The 17,369-nt window shown below is 71.4% G+C and carries 13 protein-coding genes; 8 read left to right on the forward strand and 5 right to left on the reverse strand.

Features of this window, described 5'->3' with window-relative positions; genetic code table 11:
* The first annotated feature begins 1 nt into the window (after window position 1).
* Together ABEA39_RS03120 and ABEA39_RS03125 are read left to right on the forward strand one after the other, a co-directional pair.
* On the forward strand, window positions 2-634 hold the full coding sequence (locus ABEA39_RS03120; RefSeq protein ID WP_345373094.1) for a hypothetical protein: 633 nt from the start codon (window positions 2-4) through the stop codon (window positions 632-634).
* Window positions 631-795: a hypothetical protein gene (locus ABEA39_RS03125; RefSeq protein WP_345373096.1), complete on the forward strand. Its 165-nt coding sequence runs from the start codon at window positions 631-633 to the stop codon at window positions 793-795. Before ABEA39_RS03120 ends, ABEA39_RS03125 begins: the two co-directional genes overlap by 4 nt.
* 544 nt (window positions 796-1,339) lie before the next feature.
* Here the strand turns inward: ABEA39_RS03125 and ABEA39_RS03130 are convergent.
* On the reverse strand, window positions 1,340-5,836 hold the full coding sequence (locus ABEA39_RS03130) for an FtsK/SpoIIIE domain-containing protein (protein ID WP_345373098.1): 4,497 nt from the start codon (window positions 5,834-5,836) through the stop codon (window positions 1,340-1,342).
* A 4-nt stretch (window positions 5,837-5,840) separates the two neighbouring features.
* Window positions 5,841-7,025: an Ig-like domain-containing protein gene (locus ABEA39_RS03135; protein ID WP_345373100.1), complete on the reverse strand. Its 1,185-nt coding sequence runs from the start codon at window positions 7,023-7,025 to the stop codon at window positions 5,841-5,843.
* Between the two features lie 319 nt (window positions 7,026-7,344).
* Between ABEA39_RS03135 and ABEA39_RS03140 the strand changes: the two genes are divergently transcribed.
* Window positions 7,345-8,091 carry a hypothetical protein gene (locus ABEA39_RS03140; RefSeq protein ID WP_345373102.1) on the forward strand — a complete coding sequence of 249 codons (747 nt, stop codon included), beginning with the start codon at window positions 7,345-7,347 and terminating at the stop codon, window positions 8,089-8,091.
* A gap of 87 nt (window positions 8,092-8,178) precedes the next feature.
* On the opposite strand, the gene ABEA39_RS03145 is transcribed toward ABEA39_RS03140, so the two are convergent.
* The 3 genes from ABEA39_RS03145 to ABEA39_RS03155 all read right to left on the reverse strand — a co-directional run bounded on the left by ABEA39_RS03145 (window position 8,179) and on the right by ABEA39_RS03155 (window position 11,501).
* Window positions 8,179-9,084 (reverse strand): alpha/beta fold hydrolase, encoded by a 906-nt coding sequence (locus tag ABEA39_RS03145; RefSeq protein ID WP_345373104.1) that lies wholly within the window; start codon window positions 9,082-9,084, stop codon window positions 8,179-8,181.
* 147 nt (window positions 9,085-9,231) lie between these two features.
* A complete protein-coding gene (locus ABEA39_RS03150; RefSeq protein ID WP_345373106.1) occupies window positions 9,232-9,711 on the reverse strand; it encodes a MarR family winged helix-turn-helix transcriptional regulator in 480 nt (159 codons plus the stop codon).
* On the reverse strand, window positions 9,711-11,501 hold the full coding sequence (locus ABEA39_RS03155) for an MFS transporter (RefSeq protein WP_345373108.1): 1,791 nt from the start codon (window positions 11,499-11,501) through the stop codon (window positions 9,711-9,713). Before ABEA39_RS03155 ends, ABEA39_RS03150 begins: the two co-directional genes overlap by 1 nt.
* Before the next feature lie 97 nt (window positions 11,502-11,598).
* Between ABEA39_RS03155 and ABEA39_RS03160 the strand changes: the two genes are divergently transcribed.
* The 5 genes from ABEA39_RS03160 to ABEA39_RS03180 all read left to right on the forward strand — a co-directional run bounded on the left by ABEA39_RS03160 (window position 11,599) and on the right by ABEA39_RS03180 (window position 17,364).
* Window positions 11,599-14,814, forward strand: a complete 3,216-nt coding sequence (locus tag ABEA39_RS03160; protein ID WP_345373110.1) for a beta strand repeat-containing protein — start codon at window positions 11,599-11,601, stop codon at window positions 14,812-14,814.
* Between the two features lie 62 nt (window positions 14,815-14,876).
* Window positions 14,877-15,194 (forward strand): hypothetical protein, encoded by a 318-nt coding sequence (locus ABEA39_RS03165; protein ID WP_345373112.1) that lies wholly within the window; start codon window positions 14,877-14,879, stop codon window positions 15,192-15,194.
* 90 nt (window positions 15,195-15,284) lie between these two features.
* Window positions 15,285-15,440, forward strand: a complete 156-nt coding sequence (locus ABEA39_RS03170) for a hypothetical protein (protein WP_345373114.1) — start codon at window positions 15,285-15,287, stop codon at window positions 15,438-15,440.
* A 138-nt stretch (window positions 15,441-15,578) separates the two neighbouring features.
* The gene (locus tag ABEA39_RS03175) at window positions 15,579-16,703 is read left to right on the forward strand and encodes an LLM class flavin-dependent oxidoreductase (protein WP_345373931.1); all 1,125 of its coding nucleotides are present in this window, start codon (window positions 15,579-15,581) and stop codon (window positions 16,701-16,703) included.
* Between the two features lie 37 nt (window positions 16,704-16,740).
* Window positions 16,741-17,364 (forward strand): FMN reductase, encoded by a 624-nt coding sequence (locus tag ABEA39_RS03180; protein WP_345373116.1) that lies wholly within the window; start codon window positions 16,741-16,743, stop codon window positions 17,362-17,364.
* Window positions 17,365-17,369 lie beyond the last annotated feature (5 nt).

Raw genomic sequence — 17,369 nt, forward strand, 5'->3', positions numbered from 1 at the left:
CGTGGAAGCGCCTGCGGTCGACTGGCCGGTCTGGTATCTGGCATGGGCGGTGTGCTGGGCCGCAGGAGCGTACTTCGGCTACCTCTTCGCGCAGCTCGGCGTCGCCGGCTTCCTCCGAGAGATTCCGAAGGCGCACAGCGTCCGCGACGCCTGGAGCTACGTCGGCCCGTGGATCGTCACTGTCGCTGTTCTGGTCGCCGCACGGATCGCGGCGGCGCTCAGCTCGGCGCAGATCCGCACCCTCAAGGCCCAGTGGCTCCGCGACGTCGAGCTCCGGCTGCATCGGTACTACGACGTGCCGTCGAGCGTCCTGGCGGCCGGGCTGGTGCGGATCCCGTTCCTGCGAAACCCGCGCGGTCCGCTGACTCTGACCGACCTGCCCTGGCCGCTGCGGCACGGGCGCCTGCCGGAGGTCGTGATCGAGGCGACGGTCACGAGACCGCGGCGGCTGTCGCTCCGAGTGCGGTTGGCCGACGGGCGGCTCGGGGAGCCGCCGGTGCGCGGTGCGGTCGGCGTCGACGCGGGCCTGGGCGGGGTTGCTGCTCCGGTGGCTGCTCCTGTCGCTGGCGCGGTCGCTGCTCCTGTAGCCGGCGCCGTCGCTGGCGCCGTCGAGTCGGGAGACGTCGAGGCATGACCGGCTACCTGGCCTCGTGCGTCTCGGGCGTCACGACGTGCGACGACACCTCCTCTTCGTCGCCGATCGTGCCGCTCGTCGTGGTCGTGGTGGTGCTGCTGGTGCTGGTCGCCGCCGGAGTCGCCGTGTCGACCTGGCTGCGTCGTCGGGGCGGCCGCTAGCCTCGCCGGCTCGGAGGCCGGCGGGGTGCGGCTTCGCGCGTCGGGGGTGCTGCTGCGCGCGCCGGGGGTGCGGGGCGGCAGGCTCGGGTGGGTCGGTTTCCAACTAAGGTCGGATAGCGCGCCGGGGCCCGTCTGGACGCCGAGCGCGTCATCGAGCCTGAGTTGCCGACACTGGCGGTCGAGAGCGCGGGATGCACGGCGGTGGCCCACGACGCCGCCCCGCCGACCCGCACCCTCGAGTCCGTCGTCGACCACCTGTGGACAAGGGTGCGGTGCGGTCGGCGGGGTGCGGCTTCGCGCGTCGGGGGTGCCGCCCCGCGCACCGGGGGTGCGGGTCGGCAGGCCCGGGTGGGTCGGTCGGTGGCTCAGGACGGATAGCGCGCCGGGGCTCGTTCTGACGCCGAGCGCGTCATCGAGCCTGAGTTGCCGACACTGGCGGTCGAGAGCGCGGGATGCACGGCCGCGGCTGCCCCGAAGGCCAAGCCGGCCGACCCGCACCCTCAAGTCCGTCGTCGACCACCTCTGGACCACGGCGCGGTGCGGGTCAGGGCAGCGGCACCTGCACCTCGACGTACGAGCCGTCCCAGAACAGGGCGGCCCGACCGGGAAGCGCCTGCCCCTGGAACTGCCGCGGCAAGGGCGAACCGAAGGTCTGCGTGCCGTTCATCGCCGCGGGAGCTGAGAGGAGCATCCCCCGTCTCGCCTTCTTCGCCTCGGTGAACGGCCCCTTGTACAGCCCGCCCGCCTCCTCGACGTGGGCGACGACGACGAAGGTGAACGAGCCGCGGTCGTCCATGATGGCTCGCTCGAGCGGGGTGTCCTTCAAGCCCTCGACGTCGTCGATGAGCAGAACGATGGCGCCGGCCCCCGATGCCGCCTCGCGCGCCGGAGCCAGGATCGCCTCGAAGGCGTCGGGCGACAGGGTGTCGTCGGTGAGCAGGGGGATGCCCAGCGCACGTCCCGCGGACCGCAACACCGAGTCGCGCGTCGCCACGATCGCCACCGGCCGCGCCGCGGAGGCGCCCCCACCGGCCAGCTGCTCGGCGATCAACGCCAGGACGGTCGACCGACCCGACCGCCGGTCGCCGACGACGAGGAAGCCGGGGTTCTCGGCGAGGTCGACGGCGTAGCGGGAGAGGTCGTCGCCGCCCACGCCGACCACCGTTCCGCGCCCAAGGAGGGGGAGGGTTTCGGACTCCGCGACCGTGAGCGAGGCGGGAAGGACGTCCACGCGGAACGGGCGCGAGCGGGACCCCGTCGCACCGCCCGACACGGACCCCGACGCAGCACCCGACGCTGAGGCACCGTCCGTCGCCGTCGCCGTCGCCGTCGCAGCAGCGACCGCAGCCGCCACCGCCGCCCGGAACGCCGCCGCCTGCGCCTCGCCCGTCGTCCCGCCCGGCAGCAGCACCATCTGCGCCTCGTGCAGCGGCGTGCCGTAGAAGACGCGCCCCGGGCCGATCTCGGCGGGCAGCCCGCGGAGGGGGATCCCGCTCGTGCGGTAGTCCTCACGATCGGTCATCGGGAACAGGTACTTGGTGTCGATGAAAGCCGACACCTTGTCGTTGATGAGCGAGCGGTCGCCACTGATCACGACACGGATGCCCACCGCGGGACCCTCTCGGAGAACACGGATGATCGCGTCGCGGAACGGGGCGAGGGCGTCCTGCCCGAGATCGCTCGCCAATCGCTCCCAGCCGTCGAGGACGACCACCACGTAGGGCAGACGGTCGTGGACGGATGCGGCGGATCGCTGCTCGCGGATGTCCCCGTAGGAGTCCTTCGAGAGCACCGACTGCCGACGGCCGATCTCGGCCCCGAGGCGCGAGACGAAGCGCTCCAGGCGGCCCGACTCGAGCGGCGTGACGACGGCGCCGCAGTGCGGGAGGCCGCGCATCGGACCGAGCCCGCCGTTGCCGTAGTCGATGGCGTAGAGGTGGAGGTCGTCGGGGGAGTGCGTCGCGCCGAGCTGGGCGACGAGTGCGCGGAGCGTCGAGGTGCGTCCCGACCGGGCCCCGCCGATGAGCTCGAGGTGCGAGGACGACTCGACGTTCCAGGTGAGGGGGCGCTGGGCCTGCTCGGAGGGGACGTCTTCGAGACCCAGCACGACGGACGGGAGCGACCCGACCGTCGGCACCGACCCGGCCGGCCCGGCGCCACCGACCGTCACGTCGTCCGTCGTCACCACGCTCGGAAGGGGCGGAAGCCAGGGCGACGGGTTCCGCCCCACGCCGATCCGGTCGGACGCCTGCTGGATGACATTGACGAGAGCGCGCAGATCGGTGTCGTCGTGATCGACCGGAGCGCCACCGGCCCCCGCACCGAAAGCACCTGCAGCGGCACCGACAGCACCGACAGCACCCGCAGCACCACCACGCGCCGGGAACACCACCGGCACCCCGAGTTCCCGCCACGACCGGGTGAGGATGCTCGGTGCCGACGACCGGGCATGCACCAGCCCCGGGCGCCTCCCGGCCACGCGGGCGGTCTGGAACCCCGCGGGCGCTGCGCCGGCCCCGCGTCGGGCGTACCCGCGGCCGGGGGTCGACGTCGAGATCGAAGCGGCTTCGGGTGACCCGAGGACATCGGTCGAGTCGCCTTTGTCGGTGACCCGGAGCGCCACGCGCAGGTTCGTGTTCGACTGCATCTCGGGCGTGATCGCTCCCGACGGGCGTTGAGTCGCGAGGATCAGGTGCACGCCGAGGGAGCGGCCGACCCGGGCGATCCGCACGAGGCCGTCCACGAAGTCGGGCAGCTCGGTCTTGAGCTCGGCGAACTCGTCGATCACGAGCACGAGGCGGGCCAGGCCGCGGGAGGCGGCGGTCGTGGGATCCCTCTCCCAGGCGGCGTCGGCATCCTTCGCCCCCATGTCCTTCAACACGTGCTCGCGACGCTTGAGCTCGGCGTCGAGCGATTCGAGGGCCCGCTCGGTCTCGCGGCCGTCGAGGTTCGTCACCAGGCCGACCGTGTGGGGGAGCCGCTCGCAGTCGGCGAACGCCGAGCCGCCCTTGTAGTCGACGAGCACGAAGGTGAGGGCGTCGGGACGGTTGGCGAGGGCCAGCGAGATCACGAGCGTCTGCAAGAACTCGGACTTGCCGGCGCCGGTCGTGCCCGCGACGAGGCCGTGCGGGCCGTCCTTCGCGAGGTCGAGCGCGAACTCGCCGTCGGCGGAGGCCCCGACGACGGCCCGCGTCTCGCGGGGAGCGTAGGACCAGCGGGCGGCGATCGGCTGCGGGTCGTCGAGGTCGACGTCGAGCAGGTCGACGAAGCGGACGGAGGCGGGCAGCAGGTTGTCGTCGCCGACCCCGCCGACGTGGACGATCGGAGCCAGCGCGCGGGCGATGCGCTCGGCCTTGATGGGCGAGAGCGCGTCGAGCAGGACGTTCTCGTGCACGGCCCCGACGGACGACACCCGGGCCAGGGTCGGGTCGGCCGCGTCGACGACGATCTCGGTCGCCGACTCCTCCGGGAGCCGCGCTCGGTCCTCCTCGACGGCGACGACGTGGATGCCCACCGACGGGCCGTGCTCGAGCAGTGTCACCATTCCGGGCAGCGTGCGATAGGCGCGGGCCTGGTCGATGAAGACGACGACGTGGCTGTCGAATTCGGCCGTCGACCGGCTGCCTGCTGCGGTGCGACGGGCATCGAGGAGGATGCCCAGCTCGCGCAGACGGGCCAGTCGCGTGTCGGACGTGTTGCCGATCGCCGCGAGAGCAGTGGGTTCGCCGTCGAGATGCGGCAGGAGGCGGGCGAAAGCCCACTCGGCCTCCGCCTGCTGATCGCAGAGGAGCACGAGGTGCAGGTCTCGCGGGGAGCGGGTGACGGCGAGCTGGATCATCAGCGTGCGAGCGAGGTCGAGCGCGACGGATCGGGGCCCGGCGATCCCGACGACGCCCTCGGCGAGGTCGACGGTGACGGGGGCGGGAGAGACGCCGAAGTCCGGGCTGCGCGTGGACGAGAGGGAGCCCTGGAACGAGGCGGCGAGGGGAGTCTCCCCGACGCCGAGACGGAGGGAGAGGGCATCCTGCTCGCCTCGTCGTCGTTCCCAGAGGCGCGAGGTGGGCGTTGTCGCGATGTCGGTGAGTGCGACGGGGTCGAGGTCGTCGTGCCAACTGCGCACCCTCTGCGACTCGGCGGCGACGGCCACGGCGGCGCGGGCGGCCACGGTCTCGTCGCGCCACTTGGCGACGGTGCGCTTGCCGCTGCGCTTCGAGGTCCGCCTCGACGTGACGTTGTTGCCGATGACCATGATCGGCGACGCGGCCGCCATCACGAGCATGATCGGCTGCCGGAACGCGAAAGCCATCACGACGCCGATCACCACGGGCAGCATGGCCGAGAGCCAGGGCAGGGGCGTCCGATCGGCCGACGTCGGCTTCTCGCCGGGCAGGGTGATCGCGGGCTGCGGTGTCTGGCGGGGGATCCGCGACGACCGGTTGTAGGCGACGTGCCCGAGCCCCTCCGGCGACACGTCGGCATTGCGTGCCGGCTGACGCCCGAGACGGAGGATGCTCGATCCGATCTGCACCAGGTCGTCCTCGCCGATCGCGCTCGTCTCCGACACGACCGCGCCGTTGACCACGACCGTCGCATCGGCGGCGGGCGAAACGGTCATCGTGGCTGGAGTGCCCGGGGTCGCGTTCTCGCGGGCCACCTCGAGTGTCGCGTGGTGGGCCTCCACGAACGGGTCGAGGATCTGGAGGAGCTGGTCGTCGCCCCGCCCGACTGTGACCGTGGCGCCGGCAGGAAGCCCGACGGTGTCGCCGGAGAACGGCCCGCCGACGACCTCGAGTCGCACGGCGCCGACGGGCAGCAGCTCGTCGACGGTGCGGGGGAGCGTCGTGCCGATCAGGACGCCCGCCGAAGCGGCTTCGGTCGAGGGATCGGCGCCGGGCGCGATCTCGTCGGGATGCACCCTCAGCGCCTCGGCGAGCTCCCCGACAGTGACCGTCGCCTCGGCGTCGAGCACCACGTCGTGGACGGCCGCGCCGCCGGCGGTCGCCGCGTCGTTCGGGCTCGTGGGGGTGAAGGTCAGGCGCATGCGCTCATCCGTTCGTCTGGGGGCGCGGGGACAGGGAGTCGAGGGCCGAGGAGGCCGGCCCGGCGTCGACGACCGTGGCAGGTGAGACGCCGACGCCGATGACCACGGCGCCGACCGCCTGGTCGCCGGAGCGTCGGGAGAAGACCTGGTAGGAGAACTGGTCCACTCCGGTGAAGCCGGCGTTCGGGTGGTAGACGAACGAGCCGTCGGCCGAGCACTCGACTGTGCCGTTGAGGGGTGCGCCGCACACGCCGGTCGTGACCGGGTAGCCCGAGACCGGGACGTCGGAAGCGGTGACGACCCCGGTCACGGTCGTGCCGCTGGCGCCGGAGAACGACGCGGTCGCCAGAGCCGGTGCCTTCGTGGTGCCGGGGACGACCGTCACGTCGACGTGCGCGACCTCGCTCTGCTGCCCGAACGGGTCGAGGATGCGGTAGCCGAGCGTCGCATGGCCGGTGAAGTCGGGGGCGGGGGTGAAGACGAGACCCGCGCCGTCGAACTGCAGCACGCCGGCTCGGGCGGGGGAGACCTGGGCGTTCGCGTAGTGCGGACCGGTGGTCGAGCATCCCTGGCAGGTCGGGTCGAAGACCGAATAGGGGATCGACGCGGGTGTTCCCTGGGCGAGGGGGACGTCCCAGCGCAGGTCTTTCGACGCGGCGAGCTGCGGTGCCTCGAGCGAGACGCGGTAGGTGAGGTCGCGGGTCGAGGTGCCGTCGGAGATCGTGACGACCACGCTCTGGGTGCCGGCGCCGCGGGTGTAGCCGGCGGCCGTGAAGACGACGGCGTCGTCGGTGCAGCTCAACGTGACGAGGTTGGGCAGGCGGCCGGCCGGGCAGGCGGTCGCGGTCCAGCCGTCGGGCAGGCTCCGCTGGTCGGACTGCAGGTACGGCAGGGCGACCACGGCGTCGGGGGTGCCGGTCGGGCCAGGGGTGCCGGTCGGGTCGGGGGTGCCGGTCGGATCGGGGGTGCCGGTCGGATTGGTCGTGCTCGTCGGCGCCGGGCTCGGGGTCGCCGTCTCGCCGGTGCCGCTGCCCGGCGCGATCGGGCCGGTCGTCGCGGCGAGAGCCGGAGTGGCGGATGCGAGGCCGGCGAAGGCCAGAGCGGAGAGCACGAGGATGCTCGTGGCACGGAAGACGACGGCCCACGCTCGAGGGCGGACCCGGCTCCGCCGACGGTGGCAGGAACTCAATCGAACCCCCGGTCGATGTCGTCGCGATCAGTGCTGCCCGGCCGAAGCGCGAGCCACCCGTAGGTTAGCATCGAGGCGATTCGCCCGATGAGTTCGTGGAGGTGCCGTGCCCGGAGACGACGAGGCCCTGCCGCCCGCCGACGCTCCCACGTCCGGGTCGGGCCGTCGTGCCGCGTCCGGGCCTCCTGTCGACCCCCGACGTCCGATCCGACCCGAGGGTGCACCAGCCCGGGGCCGTCGAGCCGCGAGCGTCGAGCCCTCGGCTCCGGTGGCGCCTGTCCGGCCTGCTCCGGCGCCACTCGTGCCCGAGCGGCTGCCAATGCCGCGACGCGTCCTGGCGCCCGAGCCGACCCCCGGTTCGCTGCTCGGTTCGGAACCGCCGGCTCCCTTTCCTCCCGCACCCGTCGCTGCGCCCGCGGCCGCTGAGCCGGTCGCGCCCGCAGCCGCACCTCCGATCACCGCACCCGTCGCCACGCAGCCGCTTGCTCCGCGCCGACTGCCGGAGCCGCCGCGGCGGGAGCTGACCGCGCTGTCCCACCACGTCATCGGTGCGGGAACGGCGGTGCTGACGCGGGCTCCGCAGGCCGGTGCCGTGAAGAGGCCGTTGGCGAGCATCCCCGAGTCCCTCCCCGCCCCGACCGACGACGACCTGCCGAAGCCGCTGCGTCGTCAGCCCGCCTTCATCGTGTCCATCGTCGCCGCGATCGTGATCCTCGTCGGGGTCGCGACGTTCCTGGTGCTGCAGCAGGTGCTGCGCGGGCCCGACACCGTGCAGAACCTGACCGTGCTCGACGGCGGCAACAACTACGTCCTGCAGTGGAACGGGCCCGACGTGCCCTACAGCGTCGCCGCCACGAATGCCCCGTCGAACACCATCGACGTCACGCGGTTCGTGAAGGGCGGCCGCCAGGCGTTCGTGCCGAAGTCGGGGCTCGGCGTCTCGAAGAGCAGCTGCTTCGTGGTGCGCAGCCAGGCCGAGGCCTCCTCGCACGCGGTACCGACCACAGCCGCCGAGTTGGCGTCCGAGGGCGGTCGGAAGTTCTGCGTCGCCGACATCGGCGACTAGCGGCGGGAGCAGCCGACGAGTGTCCGATTGATGTCGTCGGCACACCAGCCAAAAGCCTCTGTCGGACTCTCGACGCGCCCAGAACGGCTACTCGTCGCGCTGCTCCTCGCCGATGCCGCCGTGGTGCGGGGCGACGTGCTGGAGGATGCGTCCCCAGACCGTCGAGACGGCGAGCCGCCCGGCGCCCGCCACCTGCACGACGTCGGCGCCCGGCACGCGCGAGGCGAACCAGTGTCCGTCGTCGGCGTCCGCCACTGGGTCGTCGGTGCCGTAGATGAGCTTCGTCGGGGCCGTGATCGCGCCGAGCTCCTTGGTCCACGCGGTGTCCTGCGCCGAGACGAGGTCGGTGGCGATGCCGAGCTCGCCCTGCAGGGCGGAGCGCTCGAGCATCCTCGACAGCCGGCTCGCGAGCCCCGGGAACTCGAGGCCCGGGTCGTCGGGCTCGATGCCGAGGGCGTCGTGGAGCTGCCACGGGCCTCCGGCGAGGCGTTCGACCGTCGACTCGATGGTCGAGCTGCCCTTCATCGACAGGGCGTCCAGAGCGGGGCCATGACCGTCGCGGAGCTTGGACCGGCGCGGCGCGGCGGTGCCGACGACGGCCACCCGGTCGACGAGGTCGGGATGCCGTGCGGCGAGCGACAGGGCGACCTGGCCGCCCCAGCCCCAGCCGACGACACCGACGGCTCCGAGGTCGGCGCGGCTGACGTCTTCGGCCGTCGCTTCGGAGTTCTGGACGTACTCGGCCAGGTCGTCGGCCCGGGCCTCGATGGTCGCGTCGTCGCCGGCGCCGAGGGGCGTCGAGACACCGTAGCCCGGGCGGTCGAAGGAGAGCAGGTGGACGCCCCAGTCGTCGGTGACGATCGGATCGGGGTCGAACCCGCCGGCCCCGGGTGTGGGGTGGCAGAAGATCACCAGCCGTCGCGCGATCGGGTCGCCTGCGGCGGAGAAGCCGAGGCCTCGGCCGGATTTCAGCTGGATGAGTCGATCGGCCACGGGGGTCCTTCCGTCGGGGGACCTCCACCTCAGCACGCCCGCGGCGGGAATGCCCGGATCGTCAGCAAGCGCGCACGACGGCGCGACTCGGCGGACCCGGGCGACCCCGCGACGACGCCACCCGCGGGACGGGCTGACACCGAGCGGTCAGTCGCACTCCGCGAGGGACGCCTTCTCGAGCGCCTCGAGCGCTCCGGAGATGGCTTCGAACTCGTCCGAGGTCAGCGCCGACAGAAGTTCCGCGGCGTGCACGGCTCGCTCGTGCCGGGCGGCGAGGATCGCGGCCGTGCCTTCCTCGGTCGCGCCGACGAAGAACGACCGGCCGTCGTCGGGGTCGTCCGACCGCTCGACCAGGCCGCGCTTCTCGAGTTCGACCACGATCCGCGTGGCGGTGGGCGGCGCGACGGCCTCGAGCTTGGCCAATTCGCCGGGTCGCAGCGGGCCCTTCCGGACGATGGAGGAGAGGGCCATGAGCAGCCCGTGGCTGAGTTCGGGCCGAAACGGCTGCAGGCGACGGTTCAGCCGGCCGACGGCGAGGGCCAGTCGGGCGCCGACGTCTTCGGGAGAGCCGGGACGGGCATCCCCCATCACGGACGCGCTGGACGCGTTCTGGGGCGAGACGGACATCAGGGCTCCCTTCGAGCGTTCGGGGCGCCGACGGCTGCGGCGCCGGACACCGTGGGCACGGCCGCATCCCCCTCGGGGTCGACCACGTCGACGGGTCCGGTGGGCAGGTCGAGGTGCACGAACTTCTTGCCTCGGACGAGGGATGCGACGGCGGCTACCACGGTCATGATCGTAGCGGCGAGGAAGACGACGACCAGGCCGTGATGGAACGGCGCCGAGATCAGTTGCGGGAAGAACTCCTTGCCCGTCAGCGTCGACTGGTTCGCCGACGACAGGCTGCCGAGCACCTTCGACCCGAGGAGGTTCTGGATCGGGTTGTAGCCGAGGAACGCGGAGAACAGGGTGCCGACCGGGGGCGTCTGCGAGATCTGCGTCGCGACCGAGGTGGAGACCCCGTGGGCGGTCAGACCCGATTTCAGCGTCTGCGGGAGGGTCGTGGCGAGCCCGGCGATCATCAGCGAGAAGAAGATGCCGATCGACAGCGACGTTCCGGCGTTCTGCACCGTGCCCGCCATGCCCGAAGCCGAGCCCCGCTGGTTCGCCGGCACGCTGTTCATGATCGACGCGCGGTTCGGAGCGCCGAACATGCCCGAGCCGATGCCCGAGAAGAAGGTGATCACCGCGAACGCGCTGTAGTTGAAGTTCACCGGCAGCAGCAGGAGCCCGACGAAGGCCAGGGCGACGAGCACGAGCCCGCCCGTGGCGAACACCTTGGCGCCGAACCGGTCGGAGAGCGTGCCCGAGATCGGGCCGGCGATCAGGAATCCGACCGTCAGGGGGATCAGGTAGATGCCTGCCCAGAGCGGCGTGTCCTCGTACGAGTAGCCGTGCAGCGGCAGCCAGATGCCCTGGAGCCAGATGATCAGCATGAATTGCAGGCCGCCCCGCCCGATCGAGGCGAGCAGGCCGGCGAGGATGGCCATCGCGAACGAGCGGATCTTGAAGAGCCGCATCTCGAACATCGGCGCCTTGGTGCGCAGCTCGAGCACGACGAAGGCGATCAGGAGCACGATTCCGCCGATGATCCCCGCAAGCACCCAGGGGTTCGACCAGCCGGTCGACGACGAGCCGTACGGCTGGATCCCGTAGGTGATGCCGGCGAGCAGGGCGGTCAACCCCACGGCGAAGACGATGTTGCCGGGCCAGTCGAGCTTGCCGCGGTTCTTGATCCCGACCTCGTGGAGCGACCGGTACGACCAGATCGTGCCGACGATGCCGACGGGCACGCTGACGAAGAAGACGGCCCGCCAGTCGATGGTGGAGAGGAGCCCGCCGACGATCAGGCCGATGAACGACCCGGCGATCGCGGCCACCTGGTTGATGCCGAGGGCCATGCCGCGCTTGTCCGAAGGGAACGCGTCGGTGAGGATCGCGGTCGAGTTGGCGGTCAGCATCGCGCCGCCCACGCCCTGCACCAGGCGCCAGAGGATGAGCCAAAGGGCCCCCTGCCCGCCCGTGAGCGGGTCGAACGCCAGGGCGATGGACCCGATCGTGAACACGACGAAGCCGAGGTTGTAGATCTTGACCCGGCCGTACATGTCGCCGAGGCGCCCGAACGTGACGACCAGCACGGCGGTGACGAGCATGTAGCCCATCAGCATCCACAGCAGGTAGCTGACGTTGCCCGGCAGCAGCGGGTTGAGGCCGATGCCCTTGAAGATGGCCGGCAGCGAGATGATCACGATGGACGAGTTGATCACCGCCATGAGCACCCCCAACGTCGTGTTGGAGAGGGCGATCCACTTGTACTTGGGGTGATCCTTGGTGAAGAGGGCAGGACGTTCGGCCACAGCGGTGCTCCTGAATTAGTTGCTTGATGTGAACTAACTATAACCCCGTTCAGGGGTCGTTCCCCGGCCGTTCACCGTCCGCCCCTAGGTTCACGGCGTGCAGAATCCGATCGTTCCCGTGCTCGCTCGCTCCATGGCTCCCCGCCGGAACAGCCGAGGGGGCAGGATGCTCGGGGTCGCGCTGGCGACGGCCGTCACGGCCACGAGCCTGGTCGGTCTCGCTTCCGCAGCCCACGCCGCGACGGCGTTCACCCCCGGCGACCTCGTCGTCTACCGGGTCGGCGACGGTTCGAGCGCCCTGAGCAGCGCGGCGACGGCCGTGTTCCTCGACGAGTACACCCCGGCGGGACGACTGGTGCAGTCCGTTCCCCTGCCCACGACTGCCAGTGGCGCGAACAACCCGCTGACGGCGAGCGGCACCTCCGGCTCGGAGGGGCTCCTGACTCTCTCCGCCGACGGCCGCTACCTCGTCGCCCCCGGCTACGCCGCGTCCGTCGGCACGAAGAAAGTCTCCTCGACCACCTCCGCCGCGACCCCGCGCACCGTCGCCCGCGTGGACGCCTCGCGTTCCGTCGACACGACCACGGCCCTGTCGGACGCCGCCGACGGCAACAACCCGCGGAGCGTCGCCTCGACGAACGGCACCGACCTCTGGTTCGGCGGGGCCGCCGGTGGCGTGCGCTACGCCGCGCTCGGCGCGAAGACGTCCACCGAGCTCGACTCGGGCACGTACAAGAACGTGCGGCAGGTGAGCGTCGTCGACGGGCAGCTCTACGCCTCGGCCGACCCCACGAAGGCGGGGCTCTCGATCGGCACGATCGGCACCGGCCTCCCCACCACGACGGGCCAGACCGTGACGAACCTGCCCTTCGACACGGCCCCGTCGGATCCCTACGCCTATTCGCTCCTGACCCTCGGTGCCGGCCAGGCACCCGACACGCTCTACGAGGCGGACTCGACGGCGGGAACCGTGGTCAAGTACGGGCTCGTCGGAGGCGTCTGGACCGCCGAGGGCTCCGTGCTCGTGCCGCAGGTCACCGGCCTCACGGCGAACGACTCCCAGGGCACCGTCACCCTCTTCGCGACGAGCGCCGGGGCGAACGGCACGACCGGCGCCGTCTCGACGATCGTGGACGACTCGGGAGTCGGCGGAACGCTCACCGGTGTCGCCACCACGATCACCACCCTTCCCGCGAACGAGACGATCCGCGGCATCGCGTTCGCCCCCGGCACGACCATCGGCACCGGCGGCGGCATCAAGCCCCCCGTCGTCAAGCCGACCATCGCGACCACCGATTCGGCGCTTCCGGCCGCCCTCGGCGACGCCACGCGCCAGACCCTCGGAATCACGGTCGGCGACACGGAGGTGGACGCTTCGCAGCTCACCGTCACCGCGACGTCGTCGAACCAGCAGGTGCTGCCCGACTCGGGCCTGTCGCTCACCGGATCGGGTGCATCGCGCACTCTCGCCGCCACGCCTCGGGCAGCCGGGCTCTCGACTCTCACCCTGACCGTCACGGCCCCGAACGGGACGAGCGCCGTCACGCAGGTCAGCTACGGCGTGTCGGCCGACCCGGCTGCGTCGCTCGCGCCGGGCGAAGCGGCCCCGACCTACGTCTCCGGAGCCGCGAACGCCTCCGCCGCCGTCGACGCCGGCGACGGGTACGCGTTCGTCGGCGACGACGAGTCCGACACGCTTCGCCTCTACGACCTCACGACCTCGGGGGCGCCGGTCGCCTCGTTCGACTTCGACTCGCTGCTCCCGTCGGGATCCAGCGAGATCGACATCGAGGGTGCCTCGAAGTCGGGCGACGTCATCTACTGGGAGGGCTCGATGAGCACCTCCTCGAGCGGCAAGGTGCAGCCGGCCCGCAGCACCGTCTTCGCCACCCGCGTGACGGGCACCGGTGCCTCGGCCACTCTGACCTACCTGGGCAGCTACACCGGCCTTCTGAACGACCTCGTGACGTGGGATGCACAGGGCGGCTCCGGCCTCGGTGCCGACGCCCTGGGGCTCGCGGCCTCCGCAGCCGGGGGAGTGGACGGCCACGCCGCCGACGCACTCAACGTCGAGGGCATGGAATTCGCTTCGCCCACCAGCGGCACGGCGTACCTCGCCTTCCGTGCCCCGCTCGAGCCGGTGAGCGACCGCCATCTCGCCATGCTCATCCCGGTCACGACCTACGCCTCGCTGGCCGACGCCGGCAATCAGACCACGACGCACGCCACCTTCGGGGCACCCCTCTTCTTCGATCTCGGCGGCCTCGGCATCCGCGACATCAAGGAGAACGCCGACGGACAGTTCCTGATCGTCGCCGGCACCGCCGACGAGGCCAACACCGGCTTCTCGCTCTACAGCTGGGACGGCGTGGCCTCGCACGCCCCGCGCCTCACGAACACCACGCTGCCGCAGCTCCCCTCGGCCACGAACGCCGGATCGTGGGAGACCATCGTGAGCGTCCCGGACCCGTTGACCGCCGGATCGCCGGTCCGCCTGATCCAGGACGACGGCACCGTCGACTGGTACGGCGACGGCCTCACGTCGAAGACCGGGGAGGTCCAGGGCCTGCAGAAGTCGCTCGTGTCGACCTTCGCATACGCGGCGCCGGCGCCGCTGGCCACCACCCTGACGGTCTCCCCGTCGTCGGCCTCCGTCGCACCCCACACCGCGGTGACACTGACGGCGACCGTCGCGGGCGCGACCTCGGCTGCGGCGTCCGACGATCCGGCGGGTACCGCCCGTGGCGCCGCCGCACCCACCGGCACCGTCGCGTTCACGGTGACGGGAACCGACGGCTCCGCGGTCACCTGCTCGGCCGGGAACGTCGTGGCCGTCGCGGGGAACACAGGCACTGTCGCGGGGAACACGGCCACGTGCCTCCTGCCGGCCGGTGCCCTTCGGGCCTCGGGCACGACCTACACCGTCACGGCCGCATACTCGGGGGATGCCGATCATGCGGCTTCGACGGGAACGACGCGTGTCGCCGTGGGCGGCATCGTGACCAGGACGACCGCGGCGTCGCTCAGCCTGTTCCCGTCGACGAGCAGCGCCCTCGCGATCCTCGGGGTCGTGACGCCGACGAAGGTGATCGGACAGTCCCTCGCGGGCCCGGTGACGATCACGGCGCGGAACGCCACCGGTGCCGTCGTGTACACCGCCACGTCGACGCTGCCCGGGCTGTTGCCGCTGATCGCCACGAGCATCCCGGCGAACAAGCTCGGCGTCGGCACGTCGACGGTCACCGTCTCCTACGCGGGCAACGAGTACTTCGCGCCCAGCCAGGCGGTCCTGACGGTCCGCCTGGCCCGCTGAGTCGTCGCCGCACCGCTGGAGGAGTTGTCGGGGCTGTCGGGCAGAGCGCCGCGCATGACAAAATGAACCGCATGTTCGGCAAGCGCTTGCGAGGCACCGACTCGCCCATCACCCGCGACACCGGGTTCGGCATCGGCGCGCAGGTCTACGTCGTCGACTCGCTCGAAGACGCCGCCTCGCCGTTCCCCGACGGCCCCACCGGCTTCGTGGTCCGGCAGGGGGGCTCGGCCTGGCAGGGCGTCTCCGTGATCGGCGGATCGGCCCGCGTCTGGGTGGTCGAGTTCGACACCCCGCAATACACGGTCGACCTCGAGGGGCCGCTCAAGCGCGTCCAGCTCCCGGAGAAGTACCTCCGGCTCGCCCCGCCCGTCGACGACTAGGCCGACTGCCACCCGTTCTGGGTCTACGCGCCGGGGGATGCACGGCCCTACGGTCGAGGTGTCCCTCCTCCTCGAGCATCGGTCCGCACAATGATCTCGCCCCGCCTCGCCATCGCCGCCAGTGTCCTCACCCTGGCCATCGCGGTCCCATCGGTCGTCGTGACCGCCACCGCCGCCTCGGCGAGCGGGAGCCATGCGGTCCACACCACGAGCCACGGCGAGGCCGGGTCCGTCTCGAAGCGCTGACCCGCGCATCCCCCGTTTCGCACCGTTCCCGATCATCGAAAGTGGTCGGGAATTTTTCGTTCCCCGACACGTTGAACCGAACTGTATGCAAACGCATACACATCGAGTAGGGTGAGGGACATGGCAGACAACAGCGGCATGCAGTTCGGTATCTTCAGCGTCGGCGACATCACGACCGACCCGACCACCGGCATCACGCCGACCGAGAACGAGCGACTCAAGGCGATGGTCACCATCGCGAAGCACGCCGAAGAAGTCGGCCTCGACGTGTACGCGGCCGGCGAGCACCACAACCCGCCCTTCGTCAACTCGAGCCCGACCACGCTCCTGGCGATGATCGCGGCGCAGACCGAGCGCATCATCCTCTCCACGGCCACGACCCTGATCACCACCAACGACCCGGTCAAGATCGCCGAGGACTTCGCCCTGCTGCAGCACCTCACCGACGGCCGTGTCGACCTGACGCTCGGCCGCGGCAACACCGGCCCGGTCTACCCCTGGTTCGGCAAGGATATCCGCCAGGGCATCAACCTGGCCATCGAGAACTACGCGCTCCTGCACCGCCTCTGGACCGAAGAGGTCGTCGACTGGAAGGGCCACTTCCGCACGCCGCTGCAGGGCTTCACCGCCACGCCGCGCCCGCTCGACGAGGTCGCGCCGTTCGTCTGGCACGGCTCGATCCGCTCGACGGAGATCGCCGAGCAGGCCGCGTACTACGGCGACGGGTTCTTCGCGAACCACATCTTCTGGCCGGCGTCGCACACCGCGCAGATGGTCAAGCTGTACCGCGAGCGCTTCGAGCACTACGGCCACGGCCGCGCCGACCAGGCGATCGTCGGACTCGGCGGACAGGCGTTCATGGCCAAGAACTCGCAGGACGCCGTCAACCAGTTCCGCCCCTACTTCAACGAGGCCCCGGTCTACGGCCACGGCCCGTCGCTCGAGGACTTCACCTCGCAGACGCCGCTGACCGTCGGCAGCCCGCAGCAGGTCATCGACAAGACGCTGGGCTTCCGCGACTACGTCGGCGACTACCAGCGCCAGCTGTTCCTCATGGACCACGCCGGCCTGCCGCTCAAGACCGTCCTCGAGCAGCTCGACCTGCTCGGCGGCGAGGTCGTGCCCGTGCTCCGCAAGGAGTTCGCGAAGAACCGTCCGGCCGACATCCCGGACGGCCCGACCCACGCGTCCCTGGTCGCGGCGGCCACCGCTGCCAAGCCCGTCGCCGCCTCGGCCGACCCGATCTCCATCCGCGCCTTCTAGAACCCCCGAACCCCAGCAATCGACAAGGATGCTCGCCATGAGTTCCAAGCGCATCACCGTCATTACCGCGGGGCTGAGCCAGCCCTCCTCCACCCGACTCCTGGCTGATCGCCTCGCCGAGGCCACCACCCGCTCCCTCGCCTCGCTGGGCGAAGGGGTCGAGGTCGAGATCGTCGAGCTCCGCGACCTGGCGCACGAGATCACCGACAACCTGCTCACGGGCTTCCCGGCGCCGGCTCTCGCCTCCGCGATCGAGTCGGTCACGAAGGCCGATGGGGTGATCGCCGTCACGCCGGTGTTCACGTCGTCGTACAGCGGCCTCTTCAAATCGTTCTTCGACGTGATCGACAACACCGCCCTCGAGGGCACCCCGGTGCTCATCGCCGCCACGGCCGGCACGCCGCGTCACTCGCTCGTGCTCGACTACGCCCTCCGGCCGATGTTCGCGTACCTGCGGGCCGTCGTGGTGCCGCTGGGCGTGTTCGCGGCCTCGGAGGACTGGGGCAGCGGCGACGAGACCACCACCACCCTGCCCGACCGCGTCTCCCGCGCGGCGGATCAGTTGGCCGCCCTCGTCGCGGGTCACACGACGAGTCGTGTCGACGAGTTCGACGACGTCGTGCCGTTCGAGGAGCAGCTGCGCCGGCTGTCACAGGACTGAAGCGC

It is taken from the genome of Frondihabitans cladoniiphilus (genome assembly GCF_039544345.1).
In the GTDB taxonomy this organism is placed as follows: domain Bacteria; phylum Actinomycetota; class Actinomycetes; order Actinomycetales; family Microbacteriaceae; genus Frondihabitans; species Frondihabitans cladoniiphilus.